This is a genomic window from Methyloglobulus morosus KoM1 (genome assembly GCF_000496735.2).
Lineage (GTDB): Bacteria > Pseudomonadota > Gammaproteobacteria > Methylococcales > Methylomonadaceae > Methyloglobulus > Methyloglobulus morosus.
In genome coordinates this window covers 1-17,839 of the sequence record NZ_AYLO01000013.1, presented here as the reverse complement: position 1 = coordinate 17,839, position 17,839 = coordinate 1, and the positions used below count along the sequence as shown (strand labels likewise).

12 protein-coding genes are annotated in these 17,839 nt (G+C 49.6%); 1 reads left to right on the top strand and 11 read right to left on the bottom strand.

What is annotated here, in order from left to right; all coding sequences use genetic code 11:
• Positions 1–56: 56 nt before the first annotated feature.
• Positions 57–1,286 carry an HAF repeat-containing protein gene (locus MGMO_RS02190; RefSeq protein WP_023493382.1) on the top strand — a complete coding sequence of 410 codons (1,230 nt, stop codon included), beginning with the start codon at positions 57–59 and terminating at the stop codon, positions 1,284–1,286.
• A gap of 30 nt (positions 1,287–1,316) precedes the next feature.
• Here MGMO_RS02190 and MGMO_RS02185 read toward each other — a convergent pair whose 3' ends face one another.
• The 11 genes from MGMO_RS02185 to MGMO_RS02135 form a co-directional block, all read right to left on the bottom strand.
• Positions 1,317–2,240 carry a glycosyltransferase gene (locus MGMO_RS02185; protein ID WP_023493381.1) on the bottom strand — a complete coding sequence of 308 codons (924 nt, stop codon included), beginning with the start codon at positions 2,238–2,240 and terminating at the stop codon, positions 1,317–1,319.
• Entirely contained in the window at positions 2,233–3,435 is a 1,203-nt protein-coding gene (locus tag MGMO_RS02180) for a glycosyltransferase family 4 protein (protein ID WP_023493380.1), read from the bottom strand. Before MGMO_RS02180 ends, MGMO_RS02185 begins: the two co-directional genes overlap by 8 nt.
• A gap of 85 nt (positions 3,436–3,520) precedes the next feature.
• Positions 3,521–4,384: a glycosyltransferase family 2 protein gene (locus tag MGMO_RS02175; RefSeq protein ID WP_036306550.1), complete on the bottom strand. Its 864-nt coding sequence runs from the start codon at positions 4,382–4,384 to the stop codon at positions 3,521–3,523.
• Between the two features lie 2 nt (positions 4,385–4,386).
• On the bottom strand, positions 4,387–5,172 hold the full coding sequence (locus tag MGMO_RS02170) for a glycosyltransferase family 2 protein (protein ID WP_023493377.1): 786 nt from the start codon (positions 5,170–5,172) through the stop codon (positions 4,387–4,389).
• A 41-nt stretch (positions 5,173–5,213) separates the two neighbouring features.
• Complete coding sequence (locus MGMO_RS02165; protein ID WP_023493376.1) at positions 5,214–6,158, bottom strand: class I SAM-dependent methyltransferase; 945 nt, start codon at positions 6,156–6,158, stop codon at positions 5,214–5,216.
• A gap of 52 nt (positions 6,159–6,210) precedes the next feature.
• The gene (locus MGMO_RS02160) at positions 6,211–7,539 is read right to left on the bottom strand and encodes a lipopolysaccharide biosynthesis protein (protein ID WP_023493375.1); all 1,329 of its coding nucleotides are present in this window, start codon (positions 7,537–7,539) and stop codon (positions 6,211–6,213) included.
• Between the two features lie 24 nt (positions 7,540–7,563).
• Positions 7,564–8,814 (bottom strand): O-antigen ligase family protein, encoded by a 1,251-nt coding sequence (locus MGMO_RS02155; RefSeq protein WP_023493374.1) that lies wholly within the window; start codon positions 8,812–8,814, stop codon positions 7,564–7,566.
• Entirely contained in the window at positions 8,815–11,193 is a 2,379-nt protein-coding gene (locus tag MGMO_RS02150) for a polysaccharide biosynthesis tyrosine autokinase (RefSeq protein ID WP_235557208.1), read from the bottom strand. It abuts the gene before it with no gap.
• Positions 11,194–11,290: 97 nt separating this feature from the next.
• Positions 11,291–12,391, bottom strand: coding sequence for a polysaccharide biosynthesis/export family protein (locus MGMO_RS02145; RefSeq protein ID WP_023493372.1), 1,101 nt, complete (start codon positions 12,389–12,391; stop codon positions 11,291–11,293).
• 13 nt (positions 12,392–12,404) lie between these two features.
• Positions 12,405–13,829: an undecaprenyl-phosphate glucose phosphotransferase gene (locus MGMO_RS02140; protein ID WP_023493371.1), complete on the bottom strand. Its 1,425-nt coding sequence runs from the start codon at positions 13,827–13,829 to the stop codon at positions 12,405–12,407.
• A gap of 215 nt (positions 13,830–14,044) precedes the next feature.
• Positions 14,045–17,698, bottom strand: coding sequence for a hypothetical protein (locus MGMO_RS02135; RefSeq protein ID WP_235557207.1), 3,654 nt, complete (start codon positions 17,696–17,698; stop codon positions 14,045–14,047).
• Positions 17,699–17,839: the final 141 nt, after the last annotated feature.

The following is a 17,839-nucleotide window of genomic DNA, read 5'->3' as shown; positions in this document are numbered from 1 at the left end:
GTACTGGCTATGTACTTTCATCAAAAACCAGTGTTTATAACTAGGCAGAGAGCAATATGGCAAAATATTACCGAGCAAAAAAAACCAAATTCTCATTAAGTACAGGTTTACTTATTGCCGGATTAGCGCTGAGTAGTGCTACGCAGGCAAAATTGCTTTACAGCATTACGGATTTGGGTGAGAGGGACACTGGATATCAGGATATTAATGCTTCTGGGCAAATGACAGGTTGGACTATAACAGCCGGCAATACCCGTCATGCCTTTGTTACCAACAGCAGTGGCGAAAAGATTGATTTAGGCACGTTGGGGGGAGGCGAATCTATTGGGATGGCCATCAATAACACCGGACAGGTCACTGGGATGCATGGTGACTTCAGGCGCGCCTTCGTCACCAGCAGCAGTGGTGAAATGGCAGATGTGGGCGACTTGGGCGGAAATTCCTCGCGCATCACACGTGCCTTTGGTATCAATGCCAATGGTCTAGTGACAGGCAATTCTTCGTCAGGAGACGACATCATAATCGATCCTGATTTAAACACGTGCAACCCCAGAGCAGGAGGTTGCCAACCATTTACACTTCCTCCACCTCAACACGCTTTTGTCACCACCAGCAGTGGGGCGTTAATTGATTTAGGTACGTTGGGAGGGCGCGAGAGCTATGGGGTGGCTATCAACGATGCTGGCCGGGTGGCGGGTAATTCTGAGAAATCTACAACCGATAGCACCTCTCATGCTTTTATAACCGGCAACAACCTAGATCTGATCGATCTAGGAACATTGGGTGGCAATAGAAGCGAAGCACATGCTATCAACGCCTCCGGACAGGTAACGGGATGGGCTGAAACAGCGGAAGGTAGTGTTCATGCCTTCATCACCAACAGCAGCGGACAAATGATTGACCTTCTTACTTTAGGTGACGGTAGCGGAATTAATACTGTTACGCTGAGTAATGGAATAGATGTTAATGCCGCCGGACAAGTTGTGGGCGAATATTTTGATAGCGCAGGCCATTCTCGGGCTTTTGTAACAGAGAACGGCAATATAATGGATCTGAATACATTGCTCTATGGAGATATTGCGGGTTGGGATCTTCAAACAGTTTACGCGATCAATGATGCTGGTCAGATTCTAGGCTCAGGCGCAAAATTCTTCGGCGGTCGTAACTTTCTTTTGACGCCGATATCTTCCGTCCCTCTTCCTGCCGCAATCTGGTTATTCGGCAGCGGCATAATCGGTTTATTGGGCTTCAAACGTATAAAGCCCTATCCATTAAGGAGTTGCTGAAAAATCCGATTCCGTTCAAATAAATGAGGTCTACGGCAATGTGCGTAGCCAATAAGTCTTATGCAAGCTAAAGTTTTTAAGCATAATGCCCGGCAAACTCTGATGCAGCGCACCCAACTTAAATCCTAGCCATTTCAAGCCTGTCCGCAGCACGGCGGAAGGTATCAGGCTCGGGGCGTGTTTCAACAAATAGCGCAGTTCCGACACCACGAAGCGTAAGCCTTCGCCGGATGCCCCGCCAAAGGTCTGTTGCAGCCACGCCGTATGGGTATGGAAAACACCGATATCGAAATAGCGCTTAAATTCGTCCATAAAACTGTAGTTATGCGAATGATGCACTTGGGCATCGGCGCAATAGGCAATTTTCCAGCCGGACAACAACATCTTGCCCGCCACATAGGTGTCTTCGTTCATGATGGTGTCCACCGGAAATCCGTCGGCCTGCATCAGGGCATTATACCGATACGCCGCAAAGGAATTCGAGATAAACACCGTTTTAATGCCAAAGCGTTTCCGGTCTTCCAGGCTACGTAGTTGGCTTTCGGCGGGATAATTGAACAGCCGGGCATGGGCGGCGATAGGGCTTGCGTTGTCATGCGGAAGCTGGCGACCGTACGCCGCACCGACACGCGGATCGTCGAATGCGGTCACCAGCCGTTCGATAGCATTAGGGTTAGCCAGCAAGGCATCTTGTGTCAGGAAGACAATAATGTCCATCGTCGACAACAGTGTCACGCCGAACTGGCGGGTGCCCCCGTGATTGAATTCCGACTTGGGAATGACCTGCACGTTAAAGCCTTGGGCTCGTGCCAAGTCTACCGTGTCGTCGCTGGACGAAGAATCGATCAGCAACAGGAAATCCGGTTTCCGGGTCTGCTGTTCGAGGGCTTTAAGCCAGGATCCCCATAGCTTGCCCGCGTTTAACGTGGGGACGATAAGCCCGACTTTAGTCATAGGATGACCCCCCGACCAGTTGTTGCGGCAAGTTATCTTGGTCGACTTTCGTCAACACCTGCCAAACTTGCTCCCCTAACTTAACGGGATCGAGCTGTTGTTCGACATACTGCCTGCCCTTATAAGACATCCGTTCCCATTCCTGGCGATCCAGCGCTTGTGCTTTACGCAGGACATCACAGACCGAATCCTCCGTCCGCTCGAAAACAAATCCCGCGCCGTACGCTTCCAGATGATCCCATGCCAAGCCCCTGGCCACCAAGACAGGTCGGCCTGTCGCCATGGCTTCAGCCACTACGTTGCCAAAGTTTTCGCGCATACCGCCCGCCTCTTCCAAACCGGAAGGCAACACCAGAAAATGGCTGTTAGCCAGCAATTCCATGACCTCGCAACGTTCCAAGTAGCCCCAGTAGCAAACAGCCCCTTGCGCTTGTTCAACCAAGGCCTGAAACTCTTCGAAATAAGCGCCGTCAACACCCCTGCCAGCGACGACCAAGCGATCGGCAGGTCGCTTAACTTTTAACCAGGCCCTAATGAATGCATTAAGGCCTTTTTCTTGCTGAATATGCCCCAAGAAGCAGAGCTTCATGCCTTTCTCAACAGGAAATTCGGACACCTTAAATTCACGGCTGTCGATACCGTTGGGGACCAACAGTATGCGGGCATCTTCACCGAGTACGTTCCGCACGCCCTCGGCTTCGGTTTCACTGGTGCAATGCACGGCGATGGCCCGACGCAGGGTCGGAAAAGTCAACCATTGATAGAACAGCCATTTATGCGGTTTATCCCGCCGTATGAGGTCAACATGTTCGGGCATCAATCCGCCATGTACCGCCACCATAAACGGACGGCGCAGCAAAGTGCAAAACAGGGCGGCGAGTGTAGACGGCCATGTTGCAATACCGTGAATATAGATCACCGGCATCCGCAGGCATAATCTCAATATCATAGGGATAGCACCCAGGCCAAAACCCCATCGCCTGAAGCCGTAACAACGGTAAAGCTTGACGTCAACTTGTTTGCCCAGTTTCACGTCTTCAACCCGAAGCCGACCGGCAATGGATTCGTCGGACGCGACCAGCACCATTTTATGGCCCCGCTCCGCCCAAGCCTTGGTCAATACGCTGGCCGTGACGGATACGCCGCCGTAACCTTTAGCCGGGGGGATATGCGTGGTAACGATACCTACTTCCATGCTATTTCTCCTAAAACAGACTGCGAATAGATTATGCCCCTAGTAAGGGGCAATTTTTCCTGATCCTTTTTTGTCTGTTTTTCTTTCATGAGCAGTTGCCTTCATAAGCGAAGAAGCCGCGCCAAATACCGACAAGGTTGTAGAAAGAATAAGCCAACTTTTTCTGGTTAAAAAAGATCAAGGCAAACATCATTTTTAACATCGGGGCAACAAACATCTTACGTGCGATGTAATATAAGATGAACGCATCGTGTTCATTGGCGAATTTCCTCATGTATGCCCCAACACCCGTGGAATACATCAACATCCTTCCTGTCCCCAACTTGTAATGGTCCTTATCCGGGTGATAAATTTTTATTTCGGGCGTATAAAATGCGGTGCTGCCAGCACGAAGCAAGCGATACAAGAGCTCAAAACCCTCTGCCCCAGAATATTTGGAACCTATGCCAAAATCGTGATCCAGATGGAATTGCTCCCGATCTATCTTGTCCCTATCAAAAAACTGCGTGAACTCAACCCCCATCATTTGGAAGCGTGAGAAATACTGCGCCTTGTGGCTGTTTACGCCTATGCTGAATCGATTGGATGAAAAATCATAGGAGCCTGCCACTAAAATGGAGAGGTTTTTGCGCTTTTTAAATTCTGCGACCACTTCCTTTAGGACATCTTGATGGTAAGCACAATCGTCATCGGGAAATGCGACGATCCTGCCTTGGGCTAAACCTATCCCGTAGTCCCTGGCCCTGGCATTGCCGACAAAATCGACCTTTACATGTCTTACAGCAAAGCAATCCTTGTACGATTCGACAATGGCATCGATTTTACCGTCCTGGTTTTGGTCAATGATAATCAGCTCAAAATTGTGATAGGTTTGGCTTGTTAGCGACTTCAAAAAATCGACCACTTGCCAGTCCCTACCCAATGTTGCCAAAACGAGTGAAATTTTCATAATCATTCCTTTCCTTGTGCGCCGGCTTTTGCTTGGAGGTAAATCGTTGCCTCATACCAAGTGAACATGAGGGCAAACTCTAATCCAGCAATGCCATCCAAAAAACCACCCCGAAAGACGAAGTGGTATAAAAATCGTGCAAAGACCCTAAGCCACGACCGCCCCAATAAAACACTTAACTGTCCCCGCTTCGTCATCACCGCGCCGGTTGTAGGTTGGAGCTGAACTTCCTGTGCCGCCTTGTCGACATGTTTGTGCATCCATTCAATAATCTCGCCATGATAAAAATAATGCTCATAGGGAATATCGGAATATTCAATACGGCACGTATTGATGACGGCTTCGCCGTGCCCGGTATGGTTGCGGACAAAACTGGTCGTTTCCCGCCGCACCAGCCTAGGATGATAAATGGGATAACCGGGAGCGTAACTTAATCGTTTGCCGCGCAGATAAAGTATCGACGGCACCATCAGCACATCAAGCGAATCGGAGCCAGACCACCTGGATTCAAACTCGTCATAAAATGCCTGGGGATAAATTTCGTCCGCATCGACAAACAATAGCCAGGGGCTATTGATATCGCACTGCTTGATGGCAAAGTTACGCTGTTCGGCAAAACCAGGCCAAGGGTTCGTAAAAACTCGACATCCCCTGCCCTTGGCAATGGCGACGGTATTGTCGGTACTTCCCGAATCCACAATCACAATAGGATAGCGGGCGGGTATCGCCGCCAGACAAGCCGGTAAATTGGCTTGTTCATTTTTAGTCAAAATGACAACGGTTAGCATAATATGGCTTGTTTAACGTCCTTGGAAAACATTGCGGGTTATTAATTCTTGACCGCATACAAATTGATATAGATTCCCAACCCAAAAAAATTCATCAGTCCCGCAAAAGGAGGCTGCAAAAATTTGACCACATTGTCGGCAATGGTCGCCAGCCTTCCTTTCAATCGTAGCCTTTTGGATAGCGCATTGGATGGGATTCGAGTGATTTGTTCTACCTTGACAACACTGAAACCATTGCGCTCAAGCAAGGTTTTTAGGCCTTTTTCGGTAAAATAATTGACATGCTCAGGTACCCACAAACAAGCATTGTCTTTTGTGCCCAGCAGTTTGACTAAAAACGAATCGTAGTTAGGCACGGCACACGCTAAAACGCCACCTGTTGCCAATAGGCTGGATACCTTACTCACTGCTCGGCCTGGTTCAAGAATGTGTTCCAACACCTGCGACATCATCACTACACCAAATTGTTCGGAGGGTTCGTAATTCTCGAACATGACGGCAACCGGCTCATCGCCATTCAAACTCCTGAAAACCTCATTTTCGTATTGTCCAGGATTTATGCTGACCGTTCGGTAACCCACAGCCCTAAGTGCCTGTGTGTAAAAACCGAAGCCTGAACCAATGTCTAATGCCTGAGTATTGCCTGAACTGTTAAATAAGTGAGCGTCACGGCTCATGCGATCGGCGTCTACCTTACAGTTTGGAAATTCTATCTCCCTCGCCAATACATCTTCCAATGTGATTGCTTGGGTCAATGCTTGCCCTGAATATTGATAAATGGATTGCAACCATTGCACATGGGGCGGTCGATTTAAGAACCCTGTCCCACAGCTTTCACAGCGGTAAATATGGAACTCCTCATGGCTTGCGTTTTCCGTATACTGGAAATTTTTTTGCCGCCAATACTTAATTTTGCCGCCGTTACAACTCACACATTCATGTAAAACGTCCCCATAAATTCCTGAAATAGCCGATGCATACGCCATAGTTTTTCTCTTTATTATTTTGTTAACCAAAAACTGTCATTTTATACAGTGCCTAGGTGGCCGTTAATCCATCAGCCTGAACTGCAACTTCGCCTTCCGCTTGGACTTTTTTCCCCACTTCGCAAGTACGCCAAGGTTTTGCAAGCAGCGCCAAAACCAGGGCCTCCACCCCAAAATAAATGGGATTGGCAATGGCCGCCCCCAGCAAGCCGAAACTTTTTACCAACAATGGAATACTTATCGCCGCTGTCACAACGCCGCATACGCGTCCCAACAACAACAACTTTGTCCGTTTATTTGCCAGCAGCGGTTGCGACACTACCGTCCCTAAAGCATGCAAGGCACACCCAATCGCTATGGCCGGCATCAATTCAATCGCCGAATGATACGATTTTGCAAGCACCAGCGCCGCCACCCAATCCTTGGTAAAAAACAATAACGCCACACCAACAATCCCCAGCGCAATCACGCAAGCTATCCAAATCCATAGGACCCTAAATCCATCCTTAACTTGGTTTTGCACGCAAGACTGAAAATAAACCGGCTGAAAGGTACGCAATAAAACCATTGCGCTACGGTTAAACGCCTCGTTAATGATTGTGTACGTTGCTACATATAAGCCCACTTCCGCAGCCGTCATCAAATAACCGATGACGTACCTGTCACCGATACCATTCACCCAAAATATCAATTCCATAGGAATCAGCGGCAAGGCATAAGCCCATATCTCATTCCTAAAATTGTGGGTTATTTTGGGGTTTTTGGTATTCTTGCTCTTTGTGCTTAACGCAAACGACCAGACCAAATTTGAAACCATGCTCGCTACGATATAACCCAGCAACACCCATTCAACCTTTTGGCCGCCCCACCACACCAAGGAAATCGCTAACACGGGGCGTAAAATGCTGTCGCTCGTCTGCCAAAGACTGGCGCTACGTTGCTTGCGTCCGCCAATAAGCAATTGAATACCCAGCTCGCGCTGAACCGTCACCGCCAGAAGAAAACCTGCAATGATGAATAACCCAACATCGCTAGTTGCGACATAACTATAGATAGCGCCGCCCAAGGCCAATAACCCTATCGCCAGAGCCGTTGAACGCGCGGTCAAATAGGAAACAGACTTATATAAAACCGCACGCTCCCCATTATCTTGGCATTCCGGCCACATCCGCATTCCCGCACAAATGAAAGGGTAAGAAAATACAGCAACCCCCAAGGCAACAAAACCATTCAATAAAGCCACTTGCCCGTAAATATCAGGCGTTACCAGTTCGGTAAGAAGCCGCGTTCCAGCTAACAGGGCGATAGCGGATGCCAATTGCCCAAACAACACCCAAAAGGCATCGCCGACCAATCGTTTTTCTTTCAATAGCGCGTACATAGTTCTTATTTTTAAGCCCCGTTGTCAGGAATAGCGCTGATAATACGAACCCGATGCGACTGGGCGCGCCTGCAATGAAGCCGAATTCGACAAATAGCCGGCACCTAACACCAAACCCCATAACAGCATAAGCATCGCATTTTGCGGGAAATACTCCCACATATTGAATGTCAATCCGGCAACAAAAATGAACATTACCACCAACCCTTTGTTAGGATGAACGGAGACCTTCGTGGTCATCCACAGAAAGAACAAATACGCCAGCAGCCCAAGCAATCCATAACCATTCAACAGGAATAAATAAAGGCTGTCGGAATCGAATTGCCCCGGAAAATGTTCTGCTCCATAAAGTACATTGATAGTGTTCGAACTCAACCCTAATCCCCAACCGAACAGCACATCTGCAGGCCCATGGACTTGCTCCGAAAATACCCGTTGCCATAAATCGATACGACCATCTTCGGTTGGGTTTGCGTCATCACGTCCACTGAGCAAGGGGCTGGATGCTAGAACCAGCGCACCCACAGCTAGTATCGGTGCCGGCATAATCAACGCCCAACGGTCACGGGGACGGAGTGCCGAATAAACCTGAAAAAACACCACTAAAAGGGAGCTGATAAAAGCCGTACGTGAACCGCTCAACAATGCTAAAAATATGCTTAAAGCAAGCCATTTTCGCATCCCCGAGACCATCGAGAACAATAGCGCACAAGTCGCCATGGTTGCCCCAAAAAGGTTAGGGCTGACAAACGTACCAAACGGCCTCCCGCCACCCAAAAACGACACCCCAAACAAAGGTGGCGCCCACAAAGCCTGGGCAATCGCCAACACGGCTTGCAGGGCAATGTAATACCGAAGATAACGTGCGAACCGATAAAGTACAGTCTCGCCCGAACCCAATCGGCTGACCACAAACCCGATCAATGCCACAGGGAGATATTCAAATACGCGCAGCCCCGACATCGGCACGACCAACGGCAGGTCACGATTAAGCGCATAGGCAACTTCGAAGAGTGCATAAGCGGCGACAGTCCCGAGAAAAGCAAATACCGTGCTGGTCAAGCCGCCATTCCGCAAACGCGGTTCTAAAAAAGCATAAACGACAAGTACTAGCAGCATGACCTCGCGCAGGATACGTAAACCAAAATCCTGCTCGCCATAAACCTCTTTTACCCCCGTCCAAGCCGATTCGACTTGCGGCAGGGAAGCCAAAGTCGACGCACTCACCAGTGCAAACAACAGAACAGGCAAATCTTTTTCGAAACGAATTTGCATCTACACCCTTACCTTGTCGTCATCCTCTTCAAGGGAGCCATCGGCATCAAGGTAGTTACGGTTCTGGTATTTTTCTATCCAGCCACCTACGGCTTGATAACCTGCCTCGAACATGGACGTATTTTTAGGGTTCACCTCGGGATTCGTATAGGCATAACCATAATACGGATAATACGAAGACCCTTCCTTCATATCATTGATAATGAAGCCGTTAGTTTTAACACCGACCTGTTGGAAACGCTTGAAGCTGACTTCCAATTCCTGTGCCGTATACCTTCCTTCCTTGACCACCAAAAATGTGGCATCAACGTGTTTGCCAATAATAGCGGCATCTGTCGCCCCTAAGATGGGCGGCGAATCGATCACGATATGGTTATAAAAGCTTTTCAATTGTTCTAGCGTCTCTTCCAAGTCACCCATAACCAGCAATTCGGCTGGATTCAGCACCATACTCCCTCTCGGTATCAAATCCACGCCTACGTCGGGCAGGCTAATGATAATGTCACCCAGCGTTGCCCTCCCCGCTAACAAATCGGACAACCCCGGTTGTTTACTGACGGAAAAAGTTTCATGTAATCGACCATTCCGCATGTCGGTGTCAATGATTAACACGCGCTTTTTGATACTTGCCAGCAACGCAGCCAAATTGGTGCTGACGAAAGATTTCCCCATACCCGGGGATGGGCTGCTGACCATAATGACCTTGCTTTCGTGGTTAGCTAAAGTGGCTTCGAGCGTGGTTCGCAAACCACGCAATGACTCCACGGAAATATCGAGCGGATCCTGGCTCACCAGGATGCCGGGTTCGCGGTCTTTGCCCTGGTCGATCAGTTTTGCCAAACGACGTTGCTTTTTACTGTGTGGGATAGCGGCATAAAGTGGTATGCCCACCTGATATTCCAACAAGGCCGGGTAATTGTCGTGGCGTTGCATGGAATGCCTTAAGAACACCAGTGCCGATCCCGCACTTAGCCCCAGCAAAGCAGCAATGGCCAACAACAATCCAGGTTTCGGCCAATAAGGCTTTTCCGGCGTGACGGCAAAATCGACGATACGGGAATTGCCCAAAGAACCCGCAGCGGCAATGCGCTGTTCTTGGGCACTATTAAGTAAGGAGGTATAAAGTTCCGTGTTGACTTGAACGTCCCGAGCAAGGCTTACCATGCGCTGCTGCGTGCGCGGCAAATTTTTAATGCGTTTTTCCAGACCCACCAGCTTGTTATCTATACGCCTTATTTGTGCCTTGGTGGCAACCATGTCTGGGTGTGCGCCCGCCAATCGTTGATTCTGTTCTTCGTATTTTTGTTTAAGCTGGATATGCATCGTCTCCATTTCGGAGGCTTGCTTAAGCAATATTTCGGCTTCGGCAGGTATATCGACCGCGCCATTCTGTTGTCTATAGGCGCTTAATTCTTGTTCGGCTTTTTCCAAACGCGCCTTAACGATGGGCAATTGGCTTTCAAGGAATCCCAGTTTCTGCGACGCTTCCGCTGACTCCCAATTGACGGTGGCGTTGACATAAATCGTCGCAATGTCGTTCACTGATTTAGCAAGCTGCACAGGGTTACGGCCTTTGAGTTCGACACTGAGAATATCGGTGTCCTTGGAAATCTCCTTAACGAAAAATGCTTTTTGCAATGTTTCAATAGCGGTTAATGAGGTTTTCCTTGTTAATTCAAAATGTGTACCTGGATGCCCAGCAAGCTCGCTGACCTTAATCGCGACGGGTTCTGCCTCACCCATGTCGGCGGTCACGGTTTCGCCGACCTGGCCTTCAACCAAGTCTTCACCTTTAGGCCCTAACAAACGAAAGCGTCCATTTTCCAAGGCGACCAGGGTAAACTCCTTATCTAGATAGCGATCCGGCACATTAAAAGTCGCGATGTTAAGTTTTTCGCCTCCCCAGGCCCAGCGACTAAAACCCAACCATGCTTCTGCAACGCCATCGTGGACATCATGCCGACGTGCGATGGCTTCGCCGATAATAGGAAAGTAAGAGGGTGAATATTCCACCATCAGGTTCAAATCATCCACCACCTTACCCAACACTGAACGGGAACGTAGGATTTCCACCTCACGTTGCGCCCGTGGGCTTTCCGCTTCGGTCGATGACGCGTTCGTTTCACTTCTTATTGTCGCAGCAAGTAGCGCCTTGTTTCGATCTATCCTTAACAGGGCATCCGCTTTATAAGTACGGGGGGCTAGCACTAAATAGACCGCTGTCAACAACAGCACGGACAGCAACACAGACAAAATGATCTTCCTGCCTTCAAATAGCAAGTCAACATAATCGCGGATACTGATGCTCGGCTCCTGGACCTGAAAGCCACCAAACGGCGGCGGCAGCGCAGTCATTTCATCCTTTAAATACATAGTCATATCCTACTCTTTTTAAATCATTGTCCAATTGTATTGCCCATGACTGACGATGACACAGCGCAATTGTCTGTTAACAAATTACAGCTTTATAAAGCCATCACATCCCAACAAATGCCGCCCGCGACATGATAGACGTAAACGATGACGGCAAGATTTGATTGAGGACACGCGACCATTGCGTCACCCCCGCCGTACCTACAAACACGGTATCATGCGCCTGCAAAGCAAACTGGTCAGCCAGCAGCATGGCATCTGGGGATTCCGCATTCAATTGGAAGATTTCGGGTTTCTTGTCGCCTGGGCGGATCACAAAAACCTCTTCCGGCCTGGAGCTATTGAAGTCAAGGCCATAAGCCTCCGCCAATGCTTGCGATAGCGACAACCTGCCCTTGTTGATCTGCAAAGCCTGTTGTCTGCCGACCTCGCCCATCATCAGCACTTTATTTTCCTTGCTGTCGGGAATGTTCAACACGTCCCCGTCCTTAAGCAGCAGGTTCTGGGTAGTATTACCTTTTTCGTACAAACCAAGCACGTCGATCTTGTACAGCTTGCCATCACGCGCCAAGGCCACGTTGCTCATATCGGCATGTTCGGTAACACCGCCTGACCGGCTGATGGCTTCGGCGACGGTCAATGGTGTTTCCGTCATGGACACGACACCCGGTGTTTTGACTTCGCCAACGACCGCCGCCCGATGGCTTTGGAAAGACAGCACGCGGACATCCAGTTTGACTTGCTTGAAATAATTGGAAAGCTTGCGGGTCAACAACGTCCTGACCTCGCTGACGGTTTTCCCGGCCACATGGACATTGCCCACGTAGGGATAATACAGATCGCCATTGTCATCAACCACCTTACCGGCCATTTCGGGTTCAATTTCTTCCCCACCTGGATTATTCAGTTCTGGATGTTCCCAAACCGTTACCTGTACCCGATCTTGGGGGCCGATTCGATAGGCGGTTTTGTTGACATCCGCAGGCGGTAAGTTATTGGCTTCCTGTAACCGGGCATTTTCCCGCTCTATGATTAAGTCTGCGGTAATCGGGACTATCTTAGGTTTTTCCTTGACCATCCTGCCACCCTTCATCACCGGCACTTCCAGTGCCGACACGCCGTTTTCGGCTTTCATTTCCATGCCGGGCGTTAATGAACACGCAGACAAAACTAAAACAAAGACCAAGGGAATCAATCTAAACATGGTTGGCATTTCCTTAATAGGCATTTTTGTTGATAAAACCAGTGAGTAAGGTACGCACGGCAATTTCCAAATCGAACCAGACAGACCAGTGCTGGATATAATACAAGTCATGTTCGATGCGCCGGTTCAAGTCAGTGTCACCGCGCCAGCCGTTTACTTGCGCCCAGCCGGTAATGCCAGCCTTGACCATGTGCTTTTTCATGTAATTAGGCACTTGGTCTTTGAAGACTTCCACAAAATCTGGCCGTTCTGGTCTGGGGCCGACGAGCGACATATCGCCTTTAAGCACGTTGATAAGCTGCGGCAATTCGTCAAGGCTGGTCTTACGCAAAAAACTGCCGAAGGGGGTCGCCCTATTTTCGCCGGGTTTTGCCCAAACCGCGCCGGTTTTGGCTTCGGCACCCACTGGCATTGAGCGGAACTTCAACATGGTAAAGGAATCGTTATTCCACCCTATACGTACTTGCTTATAAAATACCGGGCCTGGCGAGCTCAGCTTTACACCAATCGCAATAATCAGCAATAACGGGCTGATAATCAGCAAAATGACGAAAGCGGAAAATCGATCCAAAATCTCCTTAACATGGCGATTTATACCGTGTAATGGTGAGACCGAATAATCCAACGTAGGAATACCCGCCACCGTGTTTATGCTGAGGAATTTATTCCGCTTGAAAGCAAAACAGTCGATAACCAAACGGATGCTGACCGGCATATGGCGAAGATAATGCTGCGCGCGTTCTGCAAGCGATTCCCCAGAGAACGCTATCCATACTTCGTCAACGGCCTCCTCTTTGACAATGGCAGCGAGATCTTTTAACTCGCCAAGTCGCCGCAACGGAAATTCGCTGGCCGAGAGCCGATCTTCAGATCGGTCGTCAACATAACCAATCACTTGCAAACCGGCCCAGGACGAGTAGTTCAATTGCCCGCTAACGGCAACAGCCATCTGGTTTAATCCAACCAAAATGACCCGGCCTTGTGACAACCAACCATGGGAACGCAGGCTTCGCAACAACTTAGAAAGGATGCTGCGGGCTAAAAGGACAAAAACCAATCCTAGCACCCACCATGTGACGATCCAGCGATAACTGGAACCAAACCAAAAATGTAACCGGATCAAGGCCACAATCGAAATGACTGATACGACGGCGGTTACCCAAGCACGGACGATACGTGCGACTTCCCCACGCATGGCATCGTTCCGCCAGGGGCGGTAAACTTGGCCTATATCGAAAAAGATAATGGCTGCCAGTATACCCAGCGCAATCACGATTCGATAATCCTGATCGATGAGAGGCTGACGCAGCCAGAAATAATGAGAAACCCAAGCGGCAGAAAATAGCATGGCTAAATCCATAAACCGCAGCAATAGGATCACCGTATGTCCATATTGCTTAAAAAGCCCATTGAAGACGTTACCAAAACCGAGCGGCATGTGCTAAACCCCTTTCCTGTCTATTCCCTAATGATGGACGAAAAACTGTACACCCCAACTTTACGACTATCCTTTTAAACGGTCGCGATGGGTATTAGGTTACAGAGCTTAGATGAGGGAAAACCTACGTGTTTGATTAAGATTTGATGAGGGTCACATTAAAATTGGATGAAGATGCCTGTTGATTTTGAACACCCATCCCAAAATAGGGGGCTTTAAGGACGGGTCAAGCGTTCATACTTTGCCCGTTCAAGCACATAGACAGGGCTGGCAGATATTGGAATAGTTGCATATCCAGAACCATCAACAGTCAATTCCTGTAAGTGTCCCACGACATCTATCAGGACCCAGGATTTACCTGAATCAAGCGGTAGTCGCCAATTTCCGACCACCTCATCGGTACGCCAAACCATAAAGGTTTCGCCAAAGTAAGCGGCCTGAACATGCGCGTCGTTGGTGTTGACGGCTTGATAAGGCAAGCCGTCAATTAAGGCGCTTGCCGTATACATAGCCGCTTCGCCAGACTTGTGACCCATCGAGTAATCCCAGATTCGGCCATAAGCCAAGTCGTATTCGTGGCCTATACAAAATGCCAAACCCAAGTAATCGTTACGGCTATTGGCCCAAGCGATCATCTTCGCCACCTGTTCCGCCTGCCAGCGACGTCCAGTCAAGCCATGCATCGCCTTAGCGCCCGTCTCCCCCAACCAGAAAGGCAGGTTATTCTTTTTGCCCAAACTTGCATAGGTAGCGAGTACGCCCCGCTCATCTTCATTCGGGCTATTGCCTATGGCACCGCCGAAATTCGGCGCTTGCTGGGGATAGGCATGAATATCCCAGGCATCCTGATATTGATCCAAACCCAGTTGCAATACCTGCTTAAACCATTGCCCCGCCCCTTCTGTATCTCCCGGCCGCACTAGACTACCGCCAACATAATGGGCATCGCTGCGCTGTTTATGCACTAGCTCATATTCCCATTTAGCGCGTTCCACCCAATGCTTAGGATCACGTAGTTTTTGCCATTGTGGCTCAGCACGTATGTCAATCTCATTGGTGGCTTTAAAGTAGCGGGTAAATTTTGCGGCTGAATTGATGAAGCCTTCGCCATCTTTAGGGCTGTCATTAAGCCAGTTACTATCGCCGGAGGAGTCCGCGAACAGCACTAAGCCCCGTTGCTTTGCAAGCTCCCACTTAGCCCGGTACTGCGGATCAAATCCAGGATAGCTGCCGTAGCTTTTGTAGATTCCCATCCGTTCCAGCCAGGTGAAATAGCCGCCTTCTTGCATAAAGCTTTTGTCGCCGTCCGCCAGTGCGTAATAGTCGTTGTTCCATAATTTTTTCTTGTCCAACCGGCGCTTTTGCTCAGCAGTTCCGCGCACCACGGAAAAACCGTCGGCAGGATAGTCCATGATCAACTTACCTTCCGGTGTGTGCAAGGATGGATAAACCGCGTAATAACCCGGCTCGGCAATCTTGCCGAAATCCATTTCAACTTGGTCGGGGAACAAGCCTGTTTTTTCTTGCATTGCCACTTGCTTTCCGTTGTAGTCGACGAGACGTAATCGTAGCTTTGCCGGAAAACGCGGCAACGGTGTCGATAAGCTGGTTTCCTCCAAAATCGAATGCCAGCGCATGTCTATCCGTAGTTTGATGGGATCGCCAGGATGTGGCAGGTTGGCTGGTGCGTCAACAAAAATTAGGGGACGAAATTGGGCGGCAATAGCGTTCAACGTAAGATCGGCAGTGGGATCGCCCACTTGCGTCATGATTGAATCCAGTGGCTTGCCATCAGGGGCGGTAAATTGTCCAGAAAAATAAAACCGTTGGTCTTGGTCATGCTGCATGACCAATTTTATAAGCAGGCTGTGCCAACCTTGCGATAGGTTCAGCACACCCACCTGTGGCGCTTCAATCCGGTCCGCCGTGGCAATTGCTGGCAGGCCTTCGGTGGTCAAGCCTTGCAGCAGTGTTTTTGCTTGCGAGGTGGCGAATGAGAATTTCATCGGGAGACTAGGATCATCCGCTAACTTGAAAGGTTGCCCATCTAACCAGCCGTCGGTCTTGATCCCAGATTGTTGCAAATGGAGCAGTGCCTGCATGGCCTTATCCGCTTTTAGGTAGACCTGTGCATAACCGCTCCCGCGCGACCAGCCATAGGAATGTCCGGTTTTGGGCTCTATATCGGCCACACCGTTGGCTTGCGTGGTGGCAACACGCCATGCCCGCATTTCACCGCCCATCATTTGTAGGCTGAGATAAGGCTGACCGGGATTGGGCCTTAACACCGTTTCGGTGTCCAGCCCGTAAATCGAAACCCCCGACAATCCATCCTGTAAGCCGCCCACCAACCAAGCGTCAGGTATGCCGCCTTTAAGGGGTTTAGGCGCATCTGGAATGACTGGCGTTGGCATCAGCGGCTTACCGGCTTCGGTTGGCTCGGCAAGAAATCTCGACACCTCCTGTTCGTTGTCGGGTCGGGACAAAATACCCAGGATACTGTAATGGTCGTCAGTTATTATCGCTGTCGGCAATATCGATAGGTTCAAACTGCGGGAGAATGCTTCGGCTTCCGAACCTATCAGATAAGATACCGAAAGATCTCCATAACTAATCCTCGCGGCATCGGATGCTAAGCCCATAAACAGGATGTCGCCTTTTTCACCTTTTCCATCAAGCACATACAGATGTCGTTTGGCGTTAGGTGAGGGCTTGGCCAGTCCCAGAAAGCGATTCCTTGCCTCGGCCTGTGTGGCATCCATCCAGTCGCCAAGCGGCTTTTCCAGCTTGAGCAGAAAAGCATCGAAGACTTTTGCACCGTCCGCCTTTCCAGTATTGTTGATTTCCAGCCAGCGATCGCCCGGCAATACCGTCATCGTCTTCTCAGATTGCAGCCACTGATATTCCCAAGGCGTGGTGTTGGTCAGGTTGAAATCGCCACGTAATGCCAATTCATCCGGTTTTGTCCCTGCCTTGACCGCAAAATTCTGGCCCACTTGGGAAACCTCTCCGCCACTTTTATAACGGGCAAAAAAACGGTACTGCCCCGGGATAATCGCTGGATTAAGCTCAAAACGAAAATTTGCACCCCACTCACCAAAGCCTTGATGGAACACCTGAACTTCGTCCTTTTCTGCCAACATCGATTCTGCGCCTGCACCGACCGTAGCCGTACCCAACTGGATTTGCACGGCGCGATCTTTTTCCATTGTTGACAATGCCGGTGCATTGCCCAAATCCAGCAAAACCAGTGGCATATCGTCTGTACCACTGACAGGCAGGACGGATAATGGCGGTGCAAACAGGAATGCGTCAAAAACTTTGGCGTCGTGACCGGAACCGCTTTCCCTTATCTCAATAATCGTGTCGTCAGCCTTAAGGTTGACAGATGGTTCGGCAGCTATCCAAGCATATTCCCACCCTTTAGGCTTCATGAGCAGGGTAGCTCGTAACGTCAGTCCGGATGGGTCAGGGCCTGCCCAGATCGCAAAAGATTGCTCGCAGGCATTGGGGTCGCCACCTTGCTTCCACCGCGCCCAAAAACGATACGCTTTACCGGACAGGCCAGGGTTGACTCGAAACCGAAAATTGACTTTCCAACTGCCGAAGTCTGGATGCCTGGAAATAATTTCGTCTTTATCTACCTGAATCGACGAATCACCTTCATGCTCGTACACTTCACCAGCAGCTACCTTAATTGCCTTGTCATCTGCATTGATCGACGATGGCTGACTACCTAGTTCAAGGAGTAAGGCGGGATTGTTTGCACTACCTTGTATCGGCAAATCCTTTGCGGCCGCAGTATGAGCAAACCCTAAGCCGGTCGATACGAGCAGGGCTATTTGTATGGTGAGAAAAAATTGCGCCAATTGCCGCTCCATCGCGTAGGAAGTTTAAACTTGAAGTGAACTGAAGAAATCGTACCGCAACATAGCGTGCGGATAAACAAGGGTATTCGCATGTTACAGATTGGCCCGTATTATCTCATCCCAAAATGTAGCTGCTATGCC

Coding starts and splice junctions, on each gene's coding strand:
- MGMO_RS02190 (WP_023493382.1), top strand. CDS start 57: ATGGCAAAATATTACCGAGCAAAAAAAACCAAATTCTCATTAAGTACA.
- MGMO_RS02185 (WP_023493381.1), bottom strand. CDS start 2,240: ATGACTAAAGTCGGGCTTATCGTCCCCACGTTAAACGCGGGCAAGCTA.
- MGMO_RS02180 (WP_023493380.1), bottom strand. CDS start 3,435: ATGGAAGTAGGTATCGTTACCACGCATATCCCCCCGGCTAAAGGTTAC.
- MGMO_RS02175 (WP_036306550.1), bottom strand. CDS start 4,384: ATGAAAATTTCACTCGTTTTGGCAACATTGGGTAGGGACTGGCAAGTG.
- MGMO_RS02170 (WP_023493377.1), bottom strand. CDS start 5,172: ATGCTAACCGTTGTCATTTTGACTAAAAATGAACAAGCCAATTTACCG.
- MGMO_RS02165 (WP_023493376.1), bottom strand. CDS start 6,158: ATGGCGTATGCATCGGCTATTTCAGGAATTTATGGGGACGTTTTACAT.
- MGMO_RS02160 (WP_023493375.1), bottom strand. CDS start 7,539: ATGTACGCGCTATTGAAAGAAAAACGATTGGTCGGCGATGCCTTTTGG.
- MGMO_RS02155 (WP_023493374.1), bottom strand. CDS start 8,814: ATGCAAATTCGTTTCGAAAAAGATTTGCCTGTTCTGTTGTTTGCACTG.
- MGMO_RS02150 (WP_235557208.1), bottom strand. CDS start 11,193: ATGACTATGTATTTAAAGGATGAAATGACTGCGCTGCCGCCGCCGTTT.
- MGMO_RS02145 (WP_023493372.1), bottom strand. CDS start 12,391: ATGTTTAGATTGATTCCCTTGGTCTTTGTTTTAGTTTTGTCTGCGTGT.
- MGMO_RS02140 (WP_023493371.1), bottom strand. CDS start 13,829: ATGCCGCTCGGTTTTGGTAACGTCTTCAATGGGCTTTTTAAGCAATAT.